Raw genomic sequence first — 21,629 nt, 5'->3', positions numbered from 1 at the left:
CGCCTACTGAGGCCGCAGGCCCTGGCCCTGGTTCTGGCCCTCGCCCTGGTTCTGGTTCTGGGGCTGCGTCCGGCTCTCGCTCGCGCCCAGCCCGCGGGCCGGACCCTGGCAGCCCTGTGCCGCCGCGATGCCCAGCGCGACCAGCAGTGTGACCACGACGAAGACGACGAGCCGCTGCCGCAGCAGCCGCGGGTTGGCGGGACGCCGCCCCGTCGAAGTCTTACGGGCCCCGGGCCGCGTTCCCGGCCGGCCGTTCGTCCCGTTCGTGCCCTGCGGACGCTTGCCGGACCGCGTTGTGTTGCGCGGTGGCTGATGCTGCTGAGGGCGCGAACCACCGGTGCGGGACGACCCGGCCCGCGACGAAGTGGCCTGCCGGCTGCTCTGAGGTTGCTTCTGCTTCTGCTGACGGGATGCCGGAGGAGCCGTACGCCGGGTCTGCTGCTCGGTGTACGGGCCGTCGAGACGTCCGGTCGGCCGGTCCAGCTCCTGGGCCGAACGCTGAACGGGCGGACGGTTCTCGTGCAGACCCTGCGCCTCCCGCGCCGCGATCTCCTTGAGCCGCATGGAGAGTTGGAGCGTGCTCGGCCGCTCCTCGGGGTCCTTCGCCAAACAGGCGCTCACCAACGGCGCGAGCGCATCGTGTACGTCGTACAACTGCGGTTCCTCGTGCACCACGCGGTACAGCATCACCTCGGAACTGCCGTGCCCGAAAGGCGAGTCGGCCGTCGCCGCATACGCCAGCGTGGCACCGAGCGAGAACACGTCCGTCGCGGGCGTCACGGTTGCGCCGCGCACCTGCTCGGGCGCCAGGAACCCCGGCGAGCCCACCGCCGTACCGACATGCGTGAGCGTGCTCGCCCCGGTCGCCCAGGCGATCCCGAAGTCGATGATCCGGGGGCCCTTGGGAGAGAGCAGGATGTTCGACGGCTTCAGGTCACGGTGGACGACACCGGCCTCGTGCACCGCAACCAGGCCCTCGGAGAGCGCCGCCCCGATCGAGGCCACCTCGGCCGCCGACAGCGGACCCTCCTCGGCCACCTTGTCGTGCAGCGAGGGCCCCGGGACGTACTGCGTGGCGAACCACGGGCGGTCCGCCTCCAGATCGGCGGCCACCAGACGCGCCGTACAGCCACCGCGGATCCGCCGCGCGGCGGACACCTCGCGCGCGAAGCGCGAGCGGAACTCCTGGTCCTCCGCCAGATCCGGACGGATCACCTTCAACGCCACCCGCTGGCCCCGCCGGTCCGAACCGAGATAGACGACACCCATGCCGCCCGCTCCGAGCCGCCGGTGCAGTCTGAACGAGCCGACGACACGCGGGTCCTCGCGCCGGAGCCGCATCATCGCCATGTCTGCCCATCCCCGCTGCCTGGTACGCCTGACGAGGCACAGCTTACGTACCCGGCGCCCGGGGCGCTCAGAGGCCGCGCCCTCGCCCGCCGATCGATTGTCAGTGCGCAGCAGGGTCCATGACGGGGAGTGGGGCCGCAGCCGGTCCCGCACCGAACAGTGCCGGGTCATCAAAGTGGTTGTGGTGACGAGAGGTTGGAGCTGTGAAGGCTGCCGACCCGACGAGAGGCGGGCGCGACACGGACTCCGCGGGGAGGGGACCGCAGTGACCGGGGCGACGTACCCACGGCCCACGCCCGGGAGTCGCGGCGCGGGCGAGTGAGTGAAGTCACGGTCGCCGTTCCGCCTCGCCGCCGTATCCGTCCGCCCACCTGATCCACAACATTCCGGGCACCCCTCCGGGATGACCCCGGGATCAGGCGCCCGATCTCCACCCAGGGGAGTACATCGGCTACCCGGGGCTCATCCTCCGGGAGGCCCGGGATTCGGTACGCGGGCATGACGTCGTACGCCTTGGGCGTCCCTAATGTTGAAGTCAAGCGGCGGGCGCAGCACTCGTCCCCCGAGGTCACACGCCCGCCGCTCCATATCCAGTCAGGAGAGGAACCATGGCGGACACGGCAGCGCGGACCATGATCCGCACGCGGGGACGCAGGGTCCGTGCCTCGTTCGGCAGCCGCCCGTCGTCCGGTACGCGTCACCCGTTGGTGGCGACGGCGATGGTTCTTCCTCTGGCGGCCCTGCTCGTAGTCGCCTTCGGCGGCTGGGACGCAGTGGTCACACAGGCGTCGTCCGTGGGCATGATGCTGGGGCGCTGAGCGGCGCCCCGGGTCCGGAAGAGCGGTCCGGACCGGGACATCCGGCCAACAACCCCGTGGGGACGGGGGTGCGGCGGGCGGCAGCGTTTGTCCGGTCAGCTGGGGAGCTGACCGGACATCGCGCTGTCCGGGGTCCTTTCGCGACGCGCGTACGCTCATCGGCGGGCCCGGCGTATGTCGGGCCGCCCGCACCTGTCCGCTACCGGGGGAGACCGTGACCACCGCAGTCGTACGCGCGCTGGGCGCCCTCGCCCACCGGGCCGCCCACGCCCGGCCCGAGGACATCTGCGCCTGCCCGCCACCAGCAGTGCTCGCCGACCGTGCGGATGGCACGGTGGTCCGCAGCGGGCCCGTCGTCGCCAAGGCACACGCCCCCGGCACGGACACCCCCGACCTGCTGACCCGGCTGAGCCTCGCGAACGACCCCCGCCTGGCCGGCATCTTCCTCGCCCCCCTGCAGCCCCGGCCCCCCGTACCCTCCATCACCATCCAGGGGCGCCCGGTCACCCTGTGGCCCCACGGCCGGCCCGTCGACCCCGGCGACCCCGACGCCGCCCCCTGGGAAGAGGCCGCCGTCCTGCTGGCCGGGCTGCACCTGACCCCGACCCCGCCCTCCCTCGCGCTCCCACCCATGCGGGGCCCCGCCAAGGCTTCGCTCGCCGTTGCCCGGATGTGCGCCGCCCGGCCCCGCGACCCGGCCACCACCGCCGTACGCGAAGCGTGGCACCGCCTGCCCGCCTGGGCCCGCGGCGAAGCCGCCGCGCCCTCGCACCGCTCCCGCTTCCTGTGCCACGGCGATCTGCACCTCGGGCAACTCGTCCGCCACCCCGCCCCGCACGGCCCCTGGCTGCTCATCGATGTCGACGACGCAGGCCTCGGCGACCCCGCATGGGACCTCGCCCGCCCCGCCGCCTGGTACGCGGCCGGGCTGCTGCCACCCGAGGTCTGGCTCCGTTTCCTGGACGCCTACCGGGCAGCAGGCGGACCTGCCGTACGCGCCGCGGGCGACCCCTGGCCCGAACTGGACGTCCCGGCCCGGGCGCTGACCGTTCAGACCGCGGCGCTGGCATTCGCCAAGTCTGCGGCGGAGGGCCGAACTCCGGATGAGGTGGAACAGACGATGATCGACGCCTGTGCCCGAATTGCCACCCTCCCGCCCGAGTTGGCCGCCGAGCCCTCGTCGTAGGCTGAACCGACCGTCGACGGGCATGTATTCCGGCGACGGCGACCCGACGGCGAGGAGTGAGCCGAACCATGCAGTGTCCCAAGTGCCACGCACAAATGCAGACGTACAACCGCAATGGCATACAGATCGAACAGTGCAGCGGCTGCCGGGGGATCTTCCTCGACTACGGCGAGCTGGAGTCCCTGACCCGCATCGAGGCGCAGTGGACGCAGCAGGCCCCGCCCGCGCCGCCCGCCCCGCAGGCCTACCCGGCCGCCCCGGCGCCCGCCTGGGGCGCCCCGCAGCACCACGGCGGTCACTACCGGCACAAGAGCTTCGGCCGCATGCTCTTCTCGTCCTGAGCGGGCCGACACCGGTGAGCGCCTGACCGCGGGCCCGGACGACTTTCGTCCGGGCCCGCGGTGCGTTCCGCCGTCCGGCCGCTCACCGATACCCACCGCAGCCGATCGCGGACACGACAAAGCCCCGGTCGCCGAGGCGACCGGGGCTTTTGCTGGTGCGCGATACTGGGATTGAACCAGTGACCCCTTCCGTGTCAGGGAAGTGCTCTCCCGCTGAGCTAATCGCGCAGGGTGAACCTGCGTGTACTGCGTGCGCGATACTGGGATTGAACCAGTGACCCCTTCCGTGTCAGGGAAGTGCTCTCCCGCTGAGCTAATCGCGCGGGGATCCTTGCGGATCAGTGGACGATACTGGGATTGAACCAGTGACCCCTTCCGTGTCAGGGAAGTGCTCTCCCGCTGAGCTAATCGTCCTCAGAGGTGGAGACGGGATTTGAACCCGTGTAGACGGCTTTGCAGGCCGTTGCCTCGCCTCTCGGCCACTCCACCACGCGTGAGGGTTCGGGAAGATCCCTCACTTTCTGCGAGCGGACGACCAGGTTCGAACTGGCGACCTCAACCTTGGCAAGGTTGCGCTCTACCAACTGAGCTACGTCCGCTTGTCTTTCCCGGTCCACTTGCGCGTCCCGGCGACGTGTTGAACTCTAGCGGATTCCCGGGCCAGTACAAAAACGCGTTTGTGCAGCGTGCTGAGGTGCGTTTGCCGCGCCGCAGGTCATCGCGTGCCGTCCTAGACTCAACGGCGTGCACGACCTCGCTCCAATGGCCCGCTTCGGCGGCCTCGTCGCGTCCGATCTGCAGGACGTGACCAGTGATCCCGCAGCCCTCGAATCGTCCGGCTTCTGGGCCGTATCCGCCGATTTCGAGGGCCGCCTCGTCTGCGCGCGCTTCGCCGCCGTGCGTACCGAGGCGGTGCCCGCCCCGGTGGGCGGCGCATGGTGCGGCCCCGCGGCCGGCGACTGGAACTCGTCCCTGGACCGTGCCGCGTACACCGCGGGCGTACGGCGGATCCGCGAGTACATCGCGGCGGGCGAGGTCTACCAGGCCAACCTCTGCCGGGTGATGACCGCGGCACTGCCCGACCCGGCCGCCGCGGATGTGGACGCGTTGACCGCGCTGCTGGCGCGCGGCAACCCCGCCCCGTACGCAGGAACGATTCGGCTGCCCGCGCACGGCGTGGAGATCGCCACAGCCTCCCCCGAACTCTTCCTGAGGCGTGACGGCCGGATCGTCGAGTCGGGACCGATCAAGGGCACCGGACGGACCGAGGACGATCTGCTGGAGAAGGACCACGCCGAGAACGTGATGATCGTCGACCTGGTCCGCAACGACCTCGGCCGGGTCTGCGCCACCGGATCGGTCACGGTCCCCGACCTCTGCGCGGTGGAGAAGCACCCGGGCCTCGTCCACCTCGTCTCCACCGTGCGCGGAGAGCTCGCCGAGGGCGCCGGCTGGCCCGAACTCCTCCACGCGGCGTTTCCGCCCGGCTCCGTCACCGGGGCACCCAAGTCCAGCGCCCTCAGGATCATCGAGGAACTGGAGACCGCACCGCGCGGGCCCTACTGCGGCGGCATCGGCTGGGTCGACGCCGACCGCCGCACCGCCTCCCTGGCCGTCGGCATACGGACCTTCTGGATCGACCGGACCCGGACCGCACCGGTACTCCGCTTCGGCACCGGGGCCGGTATCACCTGGGGCTCCGACCCGGAGCGTGAATGGGACGAGACCGAACTCAAGGCCTCCCGGCTGCTCGCTGTAGCGTCGGGCGCTTACGAAGCGACTGGAAGGACCGCGTAATGAGGATTTGGGTCAACGGCGGACTGCGGGACGCCGACGACGCCCGGGTGTCCGTGCTCGACCACGGGCTCACCGTGGGGGACGGCATCTTCGAGACGGTCAAGACCGTCGACGGCAGGCCCTTCGCCCTCACCCGCCACCTCGACCGGCTGACCCGCTCCGCCCGCGGCCTCGGCCTCCCCGACCCCGACCTCGACGAGGTGCGCCTCGCCTGTACCGCCGTCATCGACGCCAACCCGATGGCGCTCGGCCGGCTGCGCATCACCTACACCGGAGGGCTCTCCCCGCTCGGCTCCGACCGCGGCAACGCCGGCCCCGGCCTCGTCGTCGCCCTGGGGGAGGCGGGACGCCGCCCCGACACCACCACCGTGATCACCGTCCCCTGGACGCGCAACGAACGCAGTGCGCTCGCCGGGCTCAAGACCACCTCGTACGCCGAGAACGTCGTCGCCCTCGCCCGCGCCCATGAGCACGGGGCGTCGGAGGCGCTCTTCGCCAACACGGTCGGACAGCTCTGCGAAGGCACCGGATCCAATGTCTTCGTCGTCCTCGGCGGGCAGGCGTACACCCCGCCGGTCGCCTCCGGCTGCCTTGCCGGGATCACCCGTGCACTGGCCGTGGAGTGGACGGGGGCCGTGGAGACCGACCTGCCGTTCGATGCCCTGGAACGGGCCGAGGAGATCTTCCTGACGTCCACGCTGCGTGATGTGCAGGCCGTCCACCGGGTGGACGGCCGGGAGCTGCCCGGCCGGCCCGGACCGGTGACCGCCAAGGCCATGCGGATCTTCGACGAGCGGGCCGGGAACGACCTCGACCCGTAGAACGCGTGCCTCGAACCCGTAAAACAGGGTGACGGGCCGGGGCTGAGCGGATAGAACGTCTCCGATGACCACGACCCTCCGGCCGACCGGGCCGATCCAGCAAGGCGCCGACGGCGCGAAGAGCCGTGTGTACGACGTGTGCGACAACGGGCGGCCCGTCGGCGCCGTCGAGATCGGCACGGATCCGGGGTTCGGCGAGAGGGCGGGCGTGCTCCGCTCCCTGCACATCGACGAATCCCGCCGCAGGCGCGGCCGCGGCACCATTGCGGCGCTGGCCGCCGAAGAGGTGCTGCGCGGCTGGGGCTGCACCCAGATGACGGTGGCGGTCCCGGCGGAGGACACCGCGGGGCAGGGACTGGCCACGGCGCTGGGCTACGCCGAGCGCAGCAGGAACATGGTCAAGACACTGCCGCAGACCCCACCCGCGCTGCCTGACGGTGTCGCTGCCCGGCCGATGACGGACGACGAATTCGCGCAATGGGAGCGCGACGCGATCACCGGCTATGCGCAGACCTGGATCGACCGTGGCGTCCCTGTGGAACAGGCCATGAGGAAGGCCGAGACCAGCCACGGCCAGAACCTGCCGCACGGCCTCGCCACCGAGGGGACGCATCTGCACGTCCTCGTCCACGAGGACGAGGTCGTGGGACATGTCTGGGTGGCGCGGCACGAAATGCACCCGGGGATGGTGGTGGGATACGTGTTCGACGTCGAGGTGCGTGAGGAGTTCCGGGGGCGGGGATACGGCCGGGCGCTGATGCTGCAGGCCGAACGCATCGCGCTCGGGGCGGGCGACGACCGGATGGGGCTGCATGTCCTCGCCTCCAACACGCCGGCCCTGCGGCTGTACGAGTCGCTCGGTTACCGAACGACTCAGTACAACCTGGCCAAGACGCTCTAGGGGCCCGGTCGGCTCAGCCCTGCTCGGCGAGCAGCCGGTCGGCGATCTCCTCGATCCGTTCGCGCAGCCCGTCCTGGCTCTTGCCGCCGTCCAGCCGCTCGTCACCGATCACATACGTCGGCGTGCCGGTGACCCCGATCGCCTTGCCCTCGGCCTGGTCGGCGTCGACGATCAGCATGTGGCGTCCGTCGATCAGGGCGGTGTCCATCTCCTCGGCATCCAGGCCGAGTTCCCGCGCCACCTCGATCAGCAGCGGCTCCCCGGTGCGGCCGAGGTCGTCGGTGCGGGCGAGAACCGCCTCGATGTACGGCCAGTCCTTGCCCTGGGCCGCCGCCTCCTCGGCGGCCTGCGCGGCGGCGTAGGCGTGCTTGTGCTTCTCCAGCGGGAAGTGCCGCAGCCGCACCTCGAGGCGTTCGCCGTACTTGGCCCGCAGGGCGTGCACATCGGTGAGGGCCTGGTGACAGTCGGGGCACTGGAGCTCGCACCAGACGTCGAGGACGACGGGCGCTGCGGGGGTGGAATCGCTCATGCGGCCAGTCTCCCAGGGCCCGCGCGAGCGTCCCAATCGGCAGCCGATCCGCTCCGGCTCCGTACGGCCGGATAGCTTCCGATCGGCACCTGGGGAGGATCCCGGCCCTGAAATGTCCCTGATGTGGTCCCGGATCGTGGCCGCCCGGCCGGTGACCGGTGCAGGATGGAAGGGACGTTTCCCCTTGCGCCTGGAGGCCCCGATGCTTGCCGAGACCATCTGTTCCGCGGCGTCCGCGGCGGGCCTGGGCATCGCCGCCGTCACCGCGTACCGGAAGCGCTTCCTCGCCGCGGCCCGGATCGCCGCCTACTCCCTGGTGCCGATCGGCCTGGTGCTGACCGGAGTCGTGGACTGGATCGCCGGAATCGCCTTCAGGCCGAGCGTCTGGATCGGCTTCGGGCTGCTCGCCGTGGCCTGGCTGCTGTTCATGACCACTCGTGCGATCGAGCGCCGCGGCGTCGGTACCCGTAAGGAACGCAAGGCCGCCGCCCGGGCGGCGCAGAGCGAAGCCATCGCTCCTGCGGCTTCGGCGCCCTCCCTGGGGTCCGGGCTCCCGGCGACGCGGACACAGGCGCGTCCGAAGGCGAAGCCGCAGCAGCAGTCCGCCTCGTCGGGCGAGGACTTCAGCGACATCGAGGCCATCCTGAAGAAGCACGGAATCTGACCCGCACCCCCGCCCTCTTCTGGCGGGGGCATGTGCGTCCTAGGGGAATGAATCGATTCATTGCGCACCTTGACTGTCTTGACGGCGTAGGGGGATGGGGCTGGCATCCCGAGGGGATTGAAACAATTCATTCCGCTTCGGGTGATCCCTGGGAATCCGGCCCGGGGCGACGGAGTGCCTCGTAACGGCGTCCGTACGATGGGGTGACGCCGCGGACCGGTGCGGCCGAGGGCATCAGTGGGGCAGGGCAAGTGGCGCGTGTGGCAGGGATCAAGGATGTGGCCCGGCAGGCCGGAGTCTCCGTGGGCACCGTGTCCAACGTGATCAACCGGCCCGAGGCGGTGCTGCCGCAGACCCGTGCCAGGGTGCTGGCCGCCATCGAGGAGCTCGGGTACGTGCGCAGCGAATCGGCCCGTCAGCTCAGGGCGGGCCGCAGCCGGATCATGGCACTGCTCGTCCTCGACATGGGCAACCCGTTCTTCGTCGACGTGGCCCGTGGCGCCGAGCGCGCCGCCCGTGCGGCCGGCCTCGGTGTCATGGTCTGCAACAGTGGCCAGAGCCCGACGGAGGAGGCCGAGTACCTCGGGCTCTTCGCCGAGCAGCGGGTGTGCGGCGTCCTGGTCACCCCGGCCGACGCGACCGGCCGCAACCTGGAGGCGTTCAGCCGTCACCGGATTCCCTTCGTGCTGGTGGACCGGGTGGCGTCCGGCACAGGGACCTGCGCGGTCTCCGTCGACGACGTCCGCGGCGGCGCTCTCGGCGTCGGTCATCTGGTCTCGGCCGGACACCGCTCGGTGGCGTACGTCAGCGGCCCCGGCGACCTGCATCAGATCAGGGACAGGCGCGAAGGCGCCTTGTCGGCCCTCGCCGACGCCGGACTGCCGCCCGAGGCGCTCGTCGAGATCCCTTCCGACCGCCTGGATGTGGCGGCGGGCCGCGATGCCGGGGCCCGGCTGCTCGGTCTTGTGCCACGGCCGACCGCGGTGTTCTGCGCCAATGACCTGCTTGCCCTCGGTGTGCTTCAGGCGCTGTACGCGGCGGGCGTGCGGGTGCCGCACGACATCGCCATCGTCGGCTACGACGACATCGAATTCGCCGCCGCCGCTGCTGTACCGCTCACCTCGGTCCGCCAACCCGCGGTCGTCATGGGCAGGATGGCCGCGGAGCTCCTGCTGGAGGAGGCGGACGACGAGGGTGGCACGCACGAGCACCGCAGCGTGGTGCTCCAGCCGGAACTCGTGGTGCGCGCCTCCAGCGCGACACCGCGCTGAGGCCGCGGCCCGCCCGGTCTCTTTCACGCCGTTCCTGGCCCAACTCGTCGACTGTCGACCGGAGTCCGGTGAACCGGAGGTCTTCGATGTCCTCTGACGGCACGTCCGCGACCGGCGGGCCGCTTACCCGCCGGGCATCGAATTCAGCGTATGCAACGCGCTGTTGCGGAGCGTCGACGTCCACGATGTGGCGCGTGCGATGGAGGAGCGCTTCGGCCGTCGTACCGAAAATGTGACGGCCGATCGGACGCCGGAGCGAATCGTGCCCGGCTCCGGGGCGGGTGAACTCCCCGTACGGGAAGGCGTGTTGATCGCCAAAGGGGCCCGGACTGAGTCATGATCGTCGCGAGATGGTGGATACTTCCCGGGGCGATGTCCCCGCAAGCCCTGCCGAAGAGCCGCGCGGCTGCCTCTTCGCGCTTTCCCAGCCCCCTTTGATGATCTTCCTCGCGGTGATCGGCAGCCTGTTGCTGATGGCCGCGGTGCATGATCTCTTCATGCTGTGAGCGGTCAGCCGGCCGCTTCCTTGCGGCGCGCCCGGTACGCGGCCACATGCAGGCGGTTACCGCAGGTCCGGCTGGAACAGTAGCGGCGGGAGCGGTTGCGGGAGAGATCGACGAAGGCGTGCCGGCAGTCCGGCGCCTCGCAGCGACGCAGCCGCTCCTGCTCACCCGCCACCACGATGAAGGCCAGCGCCATGCCGCAGTCGGCTGCGAGGTGGTCGGCGATCGAGGCGCCCGGTGCGAAGTAGTGGACATGCCAGTCGTAGCCGTCGTGATCGCTGAGTTGCGGTGTGGTGCCGGCGGCGGCGATGAGGGCGTTGACCAGCGGGGCGGCGATCTGCGCGTCGTCCGTCGCGAAGATCGCGGCGAAGCGCGTCCGTACGTCCTGTACGGCGCGCAGGTCCTTCTCGTGGAGTTCGCCCACGCCGCTGATGCGATGGCGCTGCGCGAAGTCGTACAGCGCTGCGATGTCGGCGAGACCGTCGATCGGCTCGCCTTCCGGCTGTCCGCTTCCCGGGGGCTCGCTCTCCGGTGCGGTGTTCAGCAGATCGACCACCGTGTCGAGGGCGATCCGGGTGTCGTGGGGGATCAGCACGCTTTCGCTCCCTGGCCTCCGGCGGGCGGGTGCCCGCCGATGCCGGCTGACTCTACTGGCTCGGCGTCGGCGGACAGAGGCCCGAGAGGTTCCATGAGGGGCACGGGGAGCGCTTACCGGCCACCCATGGGTATCCGTGGCCGGAGACCGCCTGTCCGGGCCGTGAGCAGGCGCTCAGGGCCCCGGGGTGCGTGCCGGTGCGTGGGGTGTGCGGGTACGGCCGAGGGGAAAGCGCCGACGCCGTCACCACGGTGGATTCCGTGATCACGGCGTCGGTGTCAGCCCTATGAGGTTTTCCGCGCGGCGCCGCCTCCCCGAGTCGGACGGCGCCGTGCAGCTCTCGGCCTGGCTCAGCTCTCGGCCAGGATGTGTGAGAGCTCCGTATCGAGGTCGAAGTGACGATGCTCGGTGCCTGGCGGAACCGCGGCGTCGGTCCTTTTGAGGAACGACTCCAGGGCCCTCGCCGGGGCCTCGAGCAGCGCTTCGCCCTCTGGGGAGCTCAGCGCGATGCAGACGACGCCCTGGCCGTGACTACGGGATGGCCAGACGCGGACGTCTCCGGTGCCGGTGGGCCGATGAAGCCCCTCGGCAAGGAGGTCGCGGGCGAAAACCCACTCGACCGTTTCCTCCGCTCCGGTGTGGAAGGTGGCGTGCACGGCATAAGGATCGGCCGTGTCATACCGCAGGCCCGCAGGTACAGGCAGTGAGGACTCGCTCGACACAACGAGGCGCAGGTGCAGCTCGCAGCTGACCGTGGTGTTCATAAGCGCCAGGGCCTTTCGCTCAGTGTGCGCTCGGGGATTCGCACGTCGGCGAAATCGACATGCCACCTACGGTGGCGTTGTAAACCCCTCTGACCTTTTTGTGTTCCTTCAGGTAGCTCGTACGGCGGTGTGTAACTTTGGGTTATGCGGCCATTCCGGTGACGGAGACCGTTCCGGTAGGTTGGGTTCCATGAATGCGGAGAGTGACGAGCGGGACGGGGGCGCCGTGCCGGCGAAACCGGTGTCCGCCGCGGGGGATGTGACGGAAAGCGTGACAGGGGATGTCACGGAGGGTGTGACGAAGGAGGACCGGGATCTCGGCTCCAGGGCGCCCGGGTTCATCAAGGCGTCCAGGGCGCTGCATCTGAGCTGGCAGGTCGGCGTCTTCGTGGTCGGCCTCGCGGTGGTCGTGGCGGGCATCATCATGCTGCCGCTGCCCGGCCCCGGCTGGCTGGTGATCTTCGGCGGCATGGCGATCTGGGCGACCGAGTTCGTCTGGGCGCAGCTGGTGCTCCGCTGGACTCGGCGGAAGGTCACCGAGGCCGCTCAGCGGGCGCTCGACCCCAAGGTCCGGCGTCGCAACATCATCCTCACCGTGACCGGTCTGGTGATCATCGCGGTGCTGGTGGGGATCTACGTCTGGAAGTTCGGCGTCACCATGCCGTGGAAGATCCACGAGTGACCCGGCGATGGTCATGGGGCGCCGCTGACATGGGGTAATGTTTGGCCTGCGCCCGGGCGATTAGCTCAGTGGGAGAGCACTTCGTTCACACCGAAGGGGTCACTGGTTCGAACCCAGTATCGCCCACCCCGGACAGAGGGCCCGTGAGACCACAAAGTCTCACGGGCCCTCTGCATTTGCGCATCCACTCGTTGCGACGTCTGCGTGAACGATTCAATCGATCGTGGCAGCGGGTGACGACGGGAATCGTTCTCCGGGAAGAGGCATCCGGATATCAGGGTCGGGACGGGCTGCCGGGGCGCCTTCCAGGACTACGAGAATTTCTGGAAAGAGTTCAACACCCGAGCCCCCGTGGACAAATGCATCTCCCGATGCCTTCCGGAGCTCCGCAGTAATTCTGTGCAAGCACGGCGGGAAAAGCGTACTGCGCGACTCCGAGGGGCAGTTCGACTGCGACAACTTCCTTGTCCGCTACGCATCCGACGACGACCTGATGAGCACAGGCCGGCCCGAGGCCCATGAGGGAGACCCGGGCCGGCCATGTGGCCACACCGTCAACGCATCCGGCCCAGAGCGTCCTTCAGCCGGCGGGCGTCGCGCAGCCGCTGCTCGTACGTCGCCCCGACCACCAGCAGCAGCACCCCGGCCAGTGCGGGCGGCAACCAGCGCGGCAGGGCGCCGACGACCTGGACCACGTAAGGCGCGAGTTCGTGCAGGGCGTCCAGGGCCAGCACCGCGCCACCGAGCAGCAGCAGCGCCTGCAGCCGCAGCCGCGCGCCCGACAGGGTGATCACCAGTGCCGCCACACCGAGCAGCAGCGGCCGCACCCAGTGCGGATCGGCCCATGCCGTGAAGAGGCTCGGCACCAGCGTCGCCGCGAGACCCGCACCGTACGCCGTCCACGACGACGCCTCCGGATCACGGCGCCGACGCAGTGCACCGACTGCCAGAGCGGGCACCGTCACCGGCAGGGTGTACGCCTCCGGGGCCGACACCCCCGAAGCCGACAGCCGCAGCCAGGCTGCCAGGACGAACAGCGTCATCGCCAGATACCCGGCCACCGGCCGCCGTTCGGCCCGGACGGCCGTACCCGTCGCCAGTACCCCGCACAGCGCCAGCACCAACGCCAGGAACGGCCGGTCGGTCACAGCCATGCCCACCGCCACCACGCCCGCCACGGCCCCGGTCAGCTCGACAGGCAGAGCAGACGGGAGATCCCGCAGCCGAGCTCCGAGCAACACCGTCACCGCAGGGACGACCAGCATGACCGGCGCCGCCTGATGCGCGGCAAGCCCCAGCGACGCCCCGACCGCACGGGCGAGCACCATCCCGCACACCACCGCACCGCACGCCGGTACCGCCTGGACGATCTGCAGCGTCCTCACGGACCGAGCCGCTTGACCGGACGGCAACGGCGGCACCGCCCGTGCCGCCGACACCGCAGCGCCGCCGAGCATCACCGCGGCCCCGCCGAACACCACCAGCAGCACCGCGAACACCGCGTACGTGGCAGCCTCAGCCGCGAGCGACAGCATCCCCGCACTCACCGTGCCGATCAGACCGCACACCAACGCGGTAAGCCCCACACCATCCGTCCTGCGACGCAGACCTCGTACCGCCACCGCGAACGCCCCGGCGACCAAGGCCAATTGCGCCGACACAGCGGCCGCGTAGGACATTCCCAGCGTCGCGGGCAGCACGGTGAGCCCCGCCCAGCCGAGCGCCACCGCGCCCGCCCCCGCCGCACCCCGCCACGTTGCACCCGGCGACAGCACCGGCCCGGCCACCCGCACCAGCCACGCCCACGACCGGTACACCGCCCCCAGCAGACCGGCCACCACCAGCAGCACCACCGGCGCCGCAGCCATCTGGGACCACGCCGGACTCTCCATGCCCAGCGCGCCCCGGACGCCACCGTCAGGCGTCCCCGACCACACCCGGGCCAGCTGCGACACCGCACCCATCAGCGACAGGCCGACCGGCGGCGCCGCGGCCAGCACCGCCATGACGGTCACCGTCGACGAAGCCCACACCAGCCCCTGCCCGACCGGACGCGGCATCGGAGCGCGTACCGCCACCAGCAGCACCACACCGCACAGCAGATACACCGGCACCGACCAGCCCCAGTCCACCCCGGCACGCAGCACACCACCCACGGCGGCCACCCCGCACAACCCGGCCACCAGACCACCGGCCACCGCAAGCCCCGCCGGTGCACGCCACGCGCCGGACACAGCGATCAGCGCACCCACGAGCAACAGCACACCCGGCGCCAGCGCGGCCGATGCCGCATCGGCGGACACCGACTGCGCCAGTGCCACCAGCAGCCCCAGCAGACCCGTCGCCCAGCAGCAGACGCAGGCCGTCGCCCGTACGGCAACACCCTTGCCCCACACCGCGATCGCGCAGTCCAACGCCGCCGTCACGAGCAACGCCCAACCGAACGCCGTGGCTCCCGCACCCGCCGCCCACGCCCACAGCAGCAGCGGCAGCTGCGCACTCACCACCGCGAGGGGCAGCGGCAGCCGCAGCCGGTCGAGCAGCAGCCCGTACACGCTCCAGAGCACGGCCAGCACCGCCGCGGCGACCGCGGCGAAACCTCGTCCGTCGGCCTCCGGCACCACCACCCGGTGCAGCGCATACGCGTCCAGCACCATCAGCACCGAAGCCAGGGCGGCGAGCGATTCGGCTGTCGCGGGCAGCCCACGACGCAGCAGCACGGCAGGAGCGGAAAGCGCCGCGACCGTCACCACCCCGAGCACGGCCGAGCGGCCACCGATGCCCATGTGACCCCAGCTGACCAGAGTGAACGCGATCGCCGCGATCGTCAGCAGCAGACCGCCCAGGGTGAGCAGCACATTCTGCGCACCGCGCGGCCCGACAGGCGCGGCAGGAGGCCCGAACGGAGCCGCGAACGGCGGTGCGGGCGGGGCGGCAGGGCGCGCGACGGGCGGCGTCAGCACGCTCAGCAGCCAGGCACGACGAACCAGCAACTGGGACCGGCGGGCATCCAGCCGGGCCAGCTCGCGATCGAGGAGCGCCAATTCCTCGGCGGGCGGCGGCACATGTTCCATGAACGGGAGTGTGGCGCGAGCCACAGGCTCGGACATGCGCTCGGGTACTCAGTTCCCCGGCTGAGTACGCGCAGACTGGGACCATGGACTGGAGTCACTACCGATTTGTGAGTATCTGGGACCTTCCGGGCAAACCCGATGCCGTGTACGAGATCCTCGGACGCGCGGACGACTACCCGCGATGGTGGCCGCAGATCCGCGAGGTCACCTCGGTCGACGGCGCCACCGGGACCACCCGCATCCGCTCCTTCCTCCCGTACGACCTCGTCATGACCGTCCGCGAACGCCGCCGCGACCCCCGGGCCAGGGTCCTCGAAGCGACCCTCAGCGGCGACCTCGACGGCTGGGCCCGGTGGACGGTCACCGCACACGGTGCCGGGAGCCGTGCCACCTATGAGCAGGAGGTCGAGGTGCACAGGCGGCTGATGCGGATCCTCGCGGTGCCCGGACGCGCCGTGTTCCGGGCCAACCACGCCCTGATGATGCGTGCCGGACGGCGGGGCCTCACGGCCCGGCTGGAAGGAGTTTGAACCAGACCCTCCGAGCCCTGTATGGTTCAACCCGTTCCCGGGCGATTAGCTCAGTGGGAGAGCACTTCGTTCACACCGAAGGGGTCACTGGTTCGAACCCAGTATCGCCCACCCGGAAGAGGCCGGTCCGTCAGCAGAATCGACGGACCGGCTTCTGTGTGTCCGGGAAGATGCTCCGGATCGTGACCGATCACGCCGCAGCAGGAAGGTCCGGGCGCAGCGGCCACGCAGGATCCACTGCCTCCGCCGTGCCGTTCTTCGCGAACCACGCCTGCAGGCCACGCGCCTGTGCCGCATGCCACACGGCCTGCAAGGTGTGCAGCTCCGCCGGCGTCAGCCGTTCCAGCCGGGACGAGAACCGCCGCGCCACCGCCCGCACCAGCTCCAGCGAGGCCGCAGCATCGGCCGCCGCGTCATGCGCACCGTCCAGCGCCACCCCGTACAGCTCGCAGAGATCGGTGAGGGTCCGCCGGCCCTTGCGGTAACGGTCCAGATGCTTGTCGAGTACGCGCGGATCCAGCACACACAGCGGTGCGTTCTGCAGATATCCCGCGAGCGACGACGCGCGATGACGCTTCAGCTCCCGGTCCAGCAGCGTCAGATCGAACGGCGCGTTCATCACGACGAGCGGACGGCCGGCCGCACACTGCTCGGCCAGCGCCCGGGCTATCTCCTCCACCACGGGCGCCGGCCAGCGGCCGTTGCGCTGAAGATGATCGTCGGTCAGACCATGGATCTCGGTCGCCCCGGCGGGCACCGGCACCCCTGGATTTACCAGCCAGCGAGTGACACGCACCCGCCCGCCTGTCGTGTCCTGGACGACCAGGGCGGCCGAAACGATCCGGTCCTCCTCGACGTCCACTCCCGTTGTCTCGGTGTCAAAAGCGGCCAGCGGCCCCTCGTACCAGTGAGTCATCCCCGAACTCCTCGTGCGCGAACGGCAGATGGCGTGATTCCCCTGCCCGGTTCGGTGATACCCGCACCCTTTGCCTGATACGCCGTTTGCGGGCCGCCCTGTGCGGTGACAACACAACTGACGGGAAAGGAAGTTGTCCGTCACCCCTGCAACGAAGAACCGATCGGCACAGCCCGGAAGGCACACGCAGCCATGGCGCTCGCGCAGCCCGAACCGAGCGGGCTGCTGCCCCAGCGGATCGCACCGCTGCGCGGCACACTCGCCACCACCGCCTGCATGGAGACCCTCCAGGTGGGCTACTTGCACGCCGTCGCGGCCGCGGCGGGGTGCTCCCTGTCACAGCCCTTCCCCGACAACGGCATCGACTGGCACGTCAGCCACGGCGCCCCCGGTCACACCGTGGACGACGAAGTGACCATAAAGGTGCAGCTCAAATGCACCTACCAGATCCCGCCGCACCCGGCCGGACCGACGTTCTCCTTCACGCTCGACAACGCACATCTCGTGAAGCTCGCCCGGACCCCCGTGTCGGTGCACAAGATCCTGGTCGTGATGATCGTGCCGCGCAGCCAGGACGACTGGCTGCGCGCCGGACACGACCGGCTCGATCTGCGCCACTGCTGCTACTGGACCAACCTGGCCGGCCACGCGGTGACAGGCCGGCACCGGACCACTGTGCGGATCCCGACCTCGCGCATATTCGACGACCGGGCGCTCTGCGAGATCATGACCCGCGTAGGGGCGGGAGGGAGACCCTGATGCACCGGCCGATGGACGAGTCCGTCAACGAAGTGATCCCGTCAGCGACACCCCCGCACCCCAGTGAATCCGCGGGACCCCGGCCCTTCACTCCCGAGCCGCTCGGAAGCATCCCCGACCCCGCCCGTATCGACCCCGCGGTCCTCGGCGCCCTGCTCGACCGGCACGGCTGGCACCGCCGCGGCGGGGCGGCGGGACGCTACAGCCGCTGGACCCCGCCGGGACCACCGGCCCCGCCCGGCGGCGGTACGAGCCTCCTCGTCCCTGACACCACCGCCTTCCCCGACAGCCAGGACCTCCTCGGCGAGGCGCTGACCGCGCTCGCCCGCAGCGCCGCTCCCTCCGCCCGGGAAGTCCTGGTCTCCCTCGCCGTACCCAGCGACGAGATCCGCTGGTGGCGCGAGGTCCCCGAACCGGTCGCGGGAGCGGCCGGGGCCGCCAGCTGGACGGGGGCGGAGCAGCTGCGCACCGCCGCCCGGCAGATCCTGCTCGCCGGGGCGCTCGCCGTACGGGGGCGCACCGGCTACCACGGCGCACGTCACCGCCGCAGGGCCCTGGCAGCCCTCGAAGGCATCCTCGTCGGGCCCGCGCCCGGAGGCCGCGATCTCACCGCCTTCGTCCCCGTCGAACCGGGCCGTGCCGTCGCCGTACGGCTCTACCACGCCCTGCACGCCACCCGCGAGGCAGTGGACTACCAGCGGGCCACCGGCGGCTTCGAAGCCTTTGACACCGCTGTCGAGGCAGGTGTCAGCCGGGAACTCACCGAGGCCGTCATCGCGCTGGTCGGGGGCTCGGAAGGGGCCGGGATCGCCCTGGAATGGGCACCCGCCGCCGGGATCCCCGAGGGCTGCCCGGCCCGCCCCGAGCCGGTGGAATTCTCCCCGGGCGACCTGCCCGCCCTGCGCCGGGCGGGCGCCCGCTACCTCAAGGACGAACCCGCCGCGACGGTACGGATCACCGGAGCCGTCGTCCGGCTGCGCCGATCGGGACCGCGTGGCGCCGGGATCGTACGGCTGCGGGTGCTGGCCGGCGCCGAGGTGCCCCACGTACGGCTGGAGCTGGACGAGGAGGCGTACCGGATCGCCGGCCACGCCCACCTGGTGGGGCTGCCGATCCGGGTGGAGGGCAGGCTGGAGAGTCGCGGCGGCTTCCGGCGGCTGACCCGGACCTCACAGGTCGTGCCCGTGCAGGTGGACGAGGCGGAACGGGACCGGCTGATGAAGTCGCTCCAGGAGAACGTCGACTCTTTCGAGGAGGCGTGCACCGGCGAATGAGGGGCGCGGGGGGCGGGCCGCGGGCAAGAGGCGGCCCTTCGCGCTCAACCGTTTCGCAGAGGGGGCCCACGGCTCGGTACGATTCGTATCGCACGTGCACCACGAATGCGTGCGTACCCCCTGAGTCAGGAGAGACCGGTGTCAGACGTCCGTGTGATCATCCAACGCGATTCCGAGCGGGAAGAGCGCGTGGTGACGACGGGCACTACGGCAGCCGAGCTCTTCCCCGGCGAGCGCACCGTTGTCGCCGCCCGGGTCGCCGGTGAGCTGAAGGACCTCGCGTACGTCGTCGCCGACGGCGAGGTCGTCGAGCCCGTCGAGATCTCCTCCGAGGACGGCCTGAACATCCTCCGGCACTCCACCGCGCACGTCATGGCGCAGGCTGTGCAGGAGCTCTTCCCCGAGGCCAAGCTGGGCATCGGCCCGCCGGTCAAGGACGGCTTCTACTACGACTTCGACGTCGAGAAGCCGTTCACGCCCGAGGACCTCAAGGCCATCGAGAAGAAGATGCAGGAGATCCAGAAGCGGGGACAGCGGTTCTCCCGCCGGGTCGTCACCGACGAGGCCGCCCGCGAGGAGCTGGCCGGCGAGCCGTACAAGCTGGAGCTCATCGGCATCAAGGGTGCCGCCTCCACGGACGACGGCGCGGATGTCGAGGTGGGCGGCGGCGAGCTGACCATCTACGACAACCTGGACGCCAAGACCGGTGACCTGTGCTGGAAGGACCTCTGCCGCGGTCCGCACCTGCCGACCACCCGGAACATCCCGGCGTTCAAGCTGATGCGGAACGCCGCGGCGTACTGGCGGGGCAGCGAGAAGAACCCGATGCTGCAGCGCATCTACGGCACCGCCTGGCCCACCAAGGACGAGCTCAAGGCGCACCTGGAGTTCCTGGAGGAGGCCGCCAAGCGCGACCACCGCAAGCTCGGCAACGAGCTGGACCTCTTCTCCTTCCCGGACGAGATCGGCCCCGGTCTCGCGGTCTTCCACCCCAAGGGCGGCATCATCCGCCGCGCCATGGAGGACTACTCGCGCCGGCGTCACGAGGAGGAGGGCTACGAGTTCGTCTACTCGCCGCACGCCACCAAGGGCAAGCTCTTCGAGAAGTCCGGCCACCTGGACTGGTACGCCGAAGGCATGTACCCGCCCATGCAGCTCGACGACGGGGTGGACTACTACCTCAAGCCGATGAACTGCCCGATGCACAACCTGATCTTCGATGCGCGTGGGCGTTCCTATCGTGAACTGCCGCTGCGTCTCTTCGAGTTCGGCACGGTGTACCGCTACGAGAAGTCGGGTGTGGTGCACGGCCTGACCCGCTCCCGCGGCTTCACGCAGGACGACGCGCACATCTACTGCACCAAGGAGCAGATGGCGGAGGAGCTCGACCGGACGCTCACCTTCGTCCTGAACCTGCTGCGCGACTACGGTCTGACCGACTTCTACCTGGAGCTCTCCACCAAGGATCCGGAGAAGTTCGTCGGCTCGGACGAGGTCTGGGAAGAGGCCACCGAGACGCTGCGCCAGGTTGCCGAGAAGCAGGGGCTGCCCCTGGTCCCGGACCCGGGCGGCGCCGCCTTCTACGGCCCGAAGATCTCGGTGCAGTGCAAGGACGCCATCGGCCGCACCTGGCAGATGTCGACCGTGCAGCTCGACTTCAACCTGCCGGAGCGCTTCGACCTGGAGTACACCGGTCCCGACGGCACCAAGCAGCGCCCGGTCATGATCCACCGCGCCCTGTTCGGTTCCATCGAGCGCTTCTTCGCGGTGCTTCTCGAGCACTACGCGGGTGCGTTCCCGGTGTGGCTGGCCCCGGTCCAGGCGGTCGGCATCCCGATCGGCGACGCGCACATTCCGTACCTCCAGGAGTTCGCTGCCAAGGCCCGGAAGAAGGGCCTGCGGGTCGAGGTGGACGCCTCGTCCGACCGGATGCAGAAGAAGATCCGGAACCAGCAGAAGGCCAAGGTGCCCTTCATGATCATCGCGGGTGATGAGGACATGGCCAACGGCGCCGTCTCCTTCCGCTACCGCGACGGATCGCAGGAGAACGGCATCCCCGTCGAGGACGCCATCGCCAAGATCCAGAAGGCTGTCGAGGACCGCGTCCAGGTCTGACAGGCACGGAGTGAGAGGCCCCCGGAGAGCTACCCGCCCTTCGGGGGCCTCTTCTCGTCCTCCCGTGTGAACACCTGCAACAGCCACGACGAGAACGAACCCGTCACCGCCCCCAGCAGCGCCAGCCCGCAGGCCATCAGGCCCGATGCCACGACTCGGCCACCTGCTGTGACCGGCACCGCATCCCCGTACCCCACCGTCGTGAGCGTCTCGCACGCCCACCACACCGCGTCGCCGAAGGTACGGATCGAAGCCCCCTTCGCCGCGTGCTCCTGGTGGTAGACGGCGAGCGCGGCGGAGAAGCCGAGCAGCAGGGCGGTCGCACCGGCATATGTGATCACGCGGGCGTACAGGCTCAGCCGTGGCCGCTCCCTGCGCTGCTGGACCGCGCTGTAGACCCGGATCAGGCGCAGCGGCCGCAGCAGGGGAAGCAGCAGGACTACCGTGTCCAGCCAGTGCACACGGATGAAGCGGTGGCCGAGGCCGCTGAGACGGAGCCGTACGACGTAGTCCGCGGCGAAGACCAGCCAGGTGGCGCCGACCAGGGCGAGGGCGAGGCCGTGCCAGGGTTCGGCGTCGTGAGGGGCGAGGACGCGGACCGCGTAACCGAGCAGGAAGAGCAGCGAGGCGCCGAACAGGGGCACTTCTGTGCGCTGCTCCCAGCGCCTGAAACGAAGAGGGGTGGAGTCCGAGGGCTGGTCGCTCATCGCCTCAGCATCGCCGTGCGCCGACGGGTGCG

Annotated in this window: 21 protein-coding genes and 7 tRNA genes; 16 read left to right on the top strand and 12 right to left on the bottom strand. The window is 70.4% G+C overall.

Translation table 11 applies throughout. The features are described from left to right. Positions 1 to 3: 3 nt before the first annotated feature. On the bottom strand, positions 4 to 1,350 hold the full coding sequence (locus IEZ15_RS10525; protein ID WP_189276069.1) for a serine/threonine-protein kinase: 1,347 nt from the start codon (positions 1,348 to 1,350) through the stop codon (positions 4 to 6). A gap of 608 nt (positions 1,351 to 1,958) precedes the next feature. On the opposite strand from IEZ15_RS10525, the gene IEZ15_RS10520 reads away from it, so the two are divergent. From IEZ15_RS10520 to IEZ15_RS10510, 3 genes are all read left to right on the top strand, one after another. Then, positions 1,959 to 2,168 (top strand): hypothetical protein, encoded by a 210-nt coding sequence (locus IEZ15_RS10520; RefSeq protein ID WP_114243547.1) that lies wholly within the window; start codon positions 1,959 to 1,961, stop codon positions 2,166 to 2,168. A gap of 214 nt (positions 2,169 to 2,382) precedes the next feature. Then, positions 2,383 to 3,354 (top strand): phosphotransferase family protein, encoded by a 972-nt coding sequence (locus IEZ15_RS10515; protein ID WP_189276067.1) that lies wholly within the window; start codon positions 2,383 to 2,385, stop codon positions 3,352 to 3,354. Between the two features lie 68 nt (positions 3,355 to 3,422). Continuing rightward, a complete protein-coding gene (locus IEZ15_RS10510; protein WP_114243545.1) occupies positions 3,423 to 3,695 on the top strand; it encodes a TFIIB-type zinc ribbon-containing protein in 273 nt (90 codons plus the stop codon). Between the two features lie 153 nt (positions 3,696 to 3,848). Here the strand turns inward: IEZ15_RS10510 and IEZ15_RS10505 are convergent. The 5 genes from IEZ15_RS10505 to IEZ15_RS10485 all read right to left on the bottom strand — a co-directional run bounded on the left by IEZ15_RS10505 (position 3,849) and on the right by IEZ15_RS10485 (position 4,294). After that, a tRNA-Val gene (locus tag IEZ15_RS10505) sits at positions 3,849 to 3,923 on the bottom strand. A 23-nt stretch (positions 3,924 to 3,946) separates the two neighbouring features. Beyond that, a tRNA-Val gene (locus IEZ15_RS10500) sits at positions 3,947 to 4,018 on the bottom strand. A 19-nt stretch (positions 4,019 to 4,037) separates the two neighbouring features. Further along, positions 4,038 to 4,109: transfer RNA gene (locus tag IEZ15_RS10495), tRNA-Val, on the bottom strand. Positions 4,110 to 4,113: 4 nt separating this feature from the next. Continuing rightward, a tRNA-Cys gene (locus IEZ15_RS10490) sits at positions 4,114 to 4,184 on the bottom strand. Positions 4,185 to 4,221: 37 nt separating this feature from the next. After that, positions 4,222 to 4,294 (bottom strand) — tRNA-Gly (locus tag IEZ15_RS10485). A 163-nt stretch (positions 4,295 to 4,457) separates the two neighbouring features. Between IEZ15_RS10485 and IEZ15_RS10480 the strand changes: the two genes are divergently transcribed. From IEZ15_RS10480 to IEZ15_RS10470, 3 genes are all read left to right on the top strand, one after another. Then, positions 4,458 to 5,492, top strand: a complete 1,035-nt coding sequence (locus IEZ15_RS10480; protein WP_189276432.1) for a chorismate-binding protein — start codon at positions 4,458 to 4,460, stop codon at positions 5,490 to 5,492. Then, the gene (locus IEZ15_RS10475) at positions 5,492 to 6,313 is read left to right on the top strand and encodes an aminotransferase class IV (protein ID WP_189276065.1); all 822 of its coding nucleotides are present in this window, start codon (positions 5,492 to 5,494) and stop codon (positions 6,311 to 6,313) included. The genes IEZ15_RS10480 and IEZ15_RS10475 overlap by 1 nt, the downstream gene beginning before the upstream one ends. 64 nt (positions 6,314 to 6,377) lie before the next feature. After that, positions 6,378 to 7,214, top strand: coding sequence for a GNAT family N-acetyltransferase (locus tag IEZ15_RS10470; RefSeq protein ID WP_189276063.1), 837 nt, complete (start codon positions 6,378 to 6,380; stop codon positions 7,212 to 7,214). A 13-nt stretch (positions 7,215 to 7,227) separates the two neighbouring features. Here IEZ15_RS10470 and IEZ15_RS10465 read toward each other — a convergent pair whose 3' ends face one another. After that, the gene (locus IEZ15_RS10465; RefSeq protein WP_114243541.1) at positions 7,228 to 7,743 is read right to left on the bottom strand and encodes a DsbA family protein; all 516 of its coding nucleotides are present in this window, start codon (positions 7,741 to 7,743) and stop codon (positions 7,228 to 7,230) included. 202 nt (positions 7,744 to 7,945) lie between these two features. Between IEZ15_RS10465 and IEZ15_RS10460 the strand changes: the two genes are divergently transcribed. The 3 genes from IEZ15_RS10460 to IEZ15_RS10450 all read left to right on the top strand — a co-directional run bounded on the left by IEZ15_RS10460 (position 7,946) and on the right by IEZ15_RS10450 (position 10,184). Continuing rightward, positions 7,946 to 8,407, top strand: coding sequence for a hypothetical protein (locus IEZ15_RS10460; protein ID WP_189276430.1), 462 nt, complete (start codon positions 7,946 to 7,948; stop codon positions 8,405 to 8,407). Between the two features lie 251 nt (positions 8,408 to 8,658). Beyond that, a complete protein-coding gene (locus tag IEZ15_RS10455) occupies positions 8,659 to 9,678 on the top strand; it encodes a LacI family DNA-binding transcriptional regulator (RefSeq protein WP_189276061.1) in 1,020 nt (339 codons plus the stop codon). Between the two features lie 350 nt (positions 9,679 to 10,028). After that, on the top strand, positions 10,029 to 10,184 hold the full coding sequence (locus IEZ15_RS10450; RefSeq protein WP_189276060.1) for a hypothetical protein: 156 nt from the start codon (positions 10,029 to 10,031) through the stop codon (positions 10,182 to 10,184). A 4-nt stretch (positions 10,185 to 10,188) separates the two neighbouring features. On the opposite strand, the gene IEZ15_RS10445 is transcribed toward IEZ15_RS10450, so the two are convergent. Further along, entirely contained in the window at positions 10,189 to 10,776 is a 588-nt protein-coding gene (locus IEZ15_RS10445; protein ID WP_114243540.1) for a CGNR zinc finger domain-containing protein, read from the bottom strand. 350 nt (positions 10,777 to 11,126) lie between these two features. Next, on the bottom strand, positions 11,127 to 11,540 hold the full coding sequence (locus IEZ15_RS10440; protein WP_003959770.1) for an SsgA family sporulation/cell division regulator: 414 nt from the start codon (positions 11,538 to 11,540) through the stop codon (positions 11,127 to 11,129). A gap of 190 nt (positions 11,541 to 11,730) precedes the next feature. On the opposite strand from IEZ15_RS10440, the gene IEZ15_RS10435 reads away from it, so the two are divergent. Both IEZ15_RS10435 and IEZ15_RS10430 read left to right on the top strand, forming a co-directional pair. Beyond that, positions 11,731 to 12,222: a TIGR02611 family protein gene (locus IEZ15_RS10435; protein WP_114243539.1), complete on the top strand. Its 492-nt coding sequence runs from the start codon at positions 11,731 to 11,733 to the stop codon at positions 12,220 to 12,222. Between the two features lie 54 nt (positions 12,223 to 12,276). Beyond that, positions 12,277 to 12,348: transfer RNA gene (locus tag IEZ15_RS10430), tRNA-Val, on the top strand. Between the two features lie 428 nt (positions 12,349 to 12,776). On the opposite strand, the gene IEZ15_RS10425 is transcribed toward IEZ15_RS10430, so the two are convergent. Further along, positions 12,777 to 15,296, bottom strand: a complete 2,520-nt coding sequence (locus IEZ15_RS10425) for an SCO7613 C-terminal domain-containing membrane protein (protein WP_189276058.1) — start codon at positions 15,294 to 15,296, stop codon at positions 12,777 to 12,779. A gap of 83 nt (positions 15,297 to 15,379) precedes the next feature. Between IEZ15_RS10425 and IEZ15_RS10420 the strand changes: the two genes are divergently transcribed. Together IEZ15_RS10420 and IEZ15_RS10415 are read left to right on the top strand one after the other, a co-directional pair. Then, complete coding sequence (locus IEZ15_RS10420; protein WP_114243537.1) at positions 15,380 to 15,826, top strand: SRPBCC family protein; 447 nt, start codon at positions 15,380 to 15,382, stop codon at positions 15,824 to 15,826. 39 nt (positions 15,827 to 15,865) lie between these two features. Next, positions 15,866 to 15,937, top strand: a tRNA-Val gene (locus IEZ15_RS10415). 79 nt (positions 15,938 to 16,016) lie between these two features. Here the strand turns inward: IEZ15_RS10415 and IEZ15_RS10410 are convergent. Then, positions 16,017 to 16,742 carry a 3'-5' exonuclease gene (locus tag IEZ15_RS10410; protein WP_114243536.1) on the bottom strand — a complete coding sequence of 242 codons (726 nt, stop codon included), beginning with the start codon at positions 16,740 to 16,742 and terminating at the stop codon, positions 16,017 to 16,019. A 192-nt stretch (positions 16,743 to 16,934) separates the two neighbouring features. Between IEZ15_RS10410 and IEZ15_RS10405 the strand changes: the two genes are divergently transcribed. The 3 genes from IEZ15_RS10405 to thrS all read left to right on the top strand — a co-directional run bounded on the left by IEZ15_RS10405 (position 16,935) and on the right by thrS (position 20,890). After that, entirely contained in the window at positions 16,935 to 17,501 is a 567-nt protein-coding gene (locus IEZ15_RS10405; RefSeq protein WP_093898393.1) for a DUF4365 domain-containing protein, read from the top strand. Continuing rightward, positions 17,501 to 18,775 (top strand): hypothetical protein, encoded by a 1,275-nt coding sequence (locus tag IEZ15_RS10400; RefSeq protein ID WP_229845826.1) that lies wholly within the window; start codon positions 17,501 to 17,503, stop codon positions 18,773 to 18,775. The genes IEZ15_RS10405 and IEZ15_RS10400 overlap by 1 nt, the downstream gene beginning before the upstream one ends. A gap of 138 nt (positions 18,776 to 18,913) precedes the next feature. Further along, a complete protein-coding gene (gene thrS / locus IEZ15_RS10395; RefSeq protein ID WP_189276055.1) occupies positions 18,914 to 20,890 on the top strand; it encodes a threonine--tRNA ligase in 1,977 nt (658 codons plus the stop codon). Positions 20,891 to 20,919: 29 nt separating this feature from the next. On the opposite strand, the gene IEZ15_RS10390 is transcribed toward thrS, so the two are convergent. Continuing rightward, on the bottom strand, positions 20,920 to 21,597 hold the full coding sequence (locus tag IEZ15_RS10390) for a potassium channel family protein (RefSeq protein ID WP_189276053.1): 678 nt from the start codon (positions 21,595 to 21,597) through the stop codon (positions 20,920 to 20,922). Between the last annotated feature and the right edge of the window lie 32 nt (positions 21,598 to 21,629).

This window comes from Streptomyces atratus (assembly GCF_014648655.1).
GTDB classification, from domain to species: Bacteria; Actinomycetota; Actinomycetes; order Streptomycetales; family Streptomycetaceae; genus Streptomyces; species Streptomyces atratus.
The sequence above is the reverse complement of the archived record's forward strand: the minus strand, read 5'-3'. Positions and strand labels throughout refer to the sequence as shown.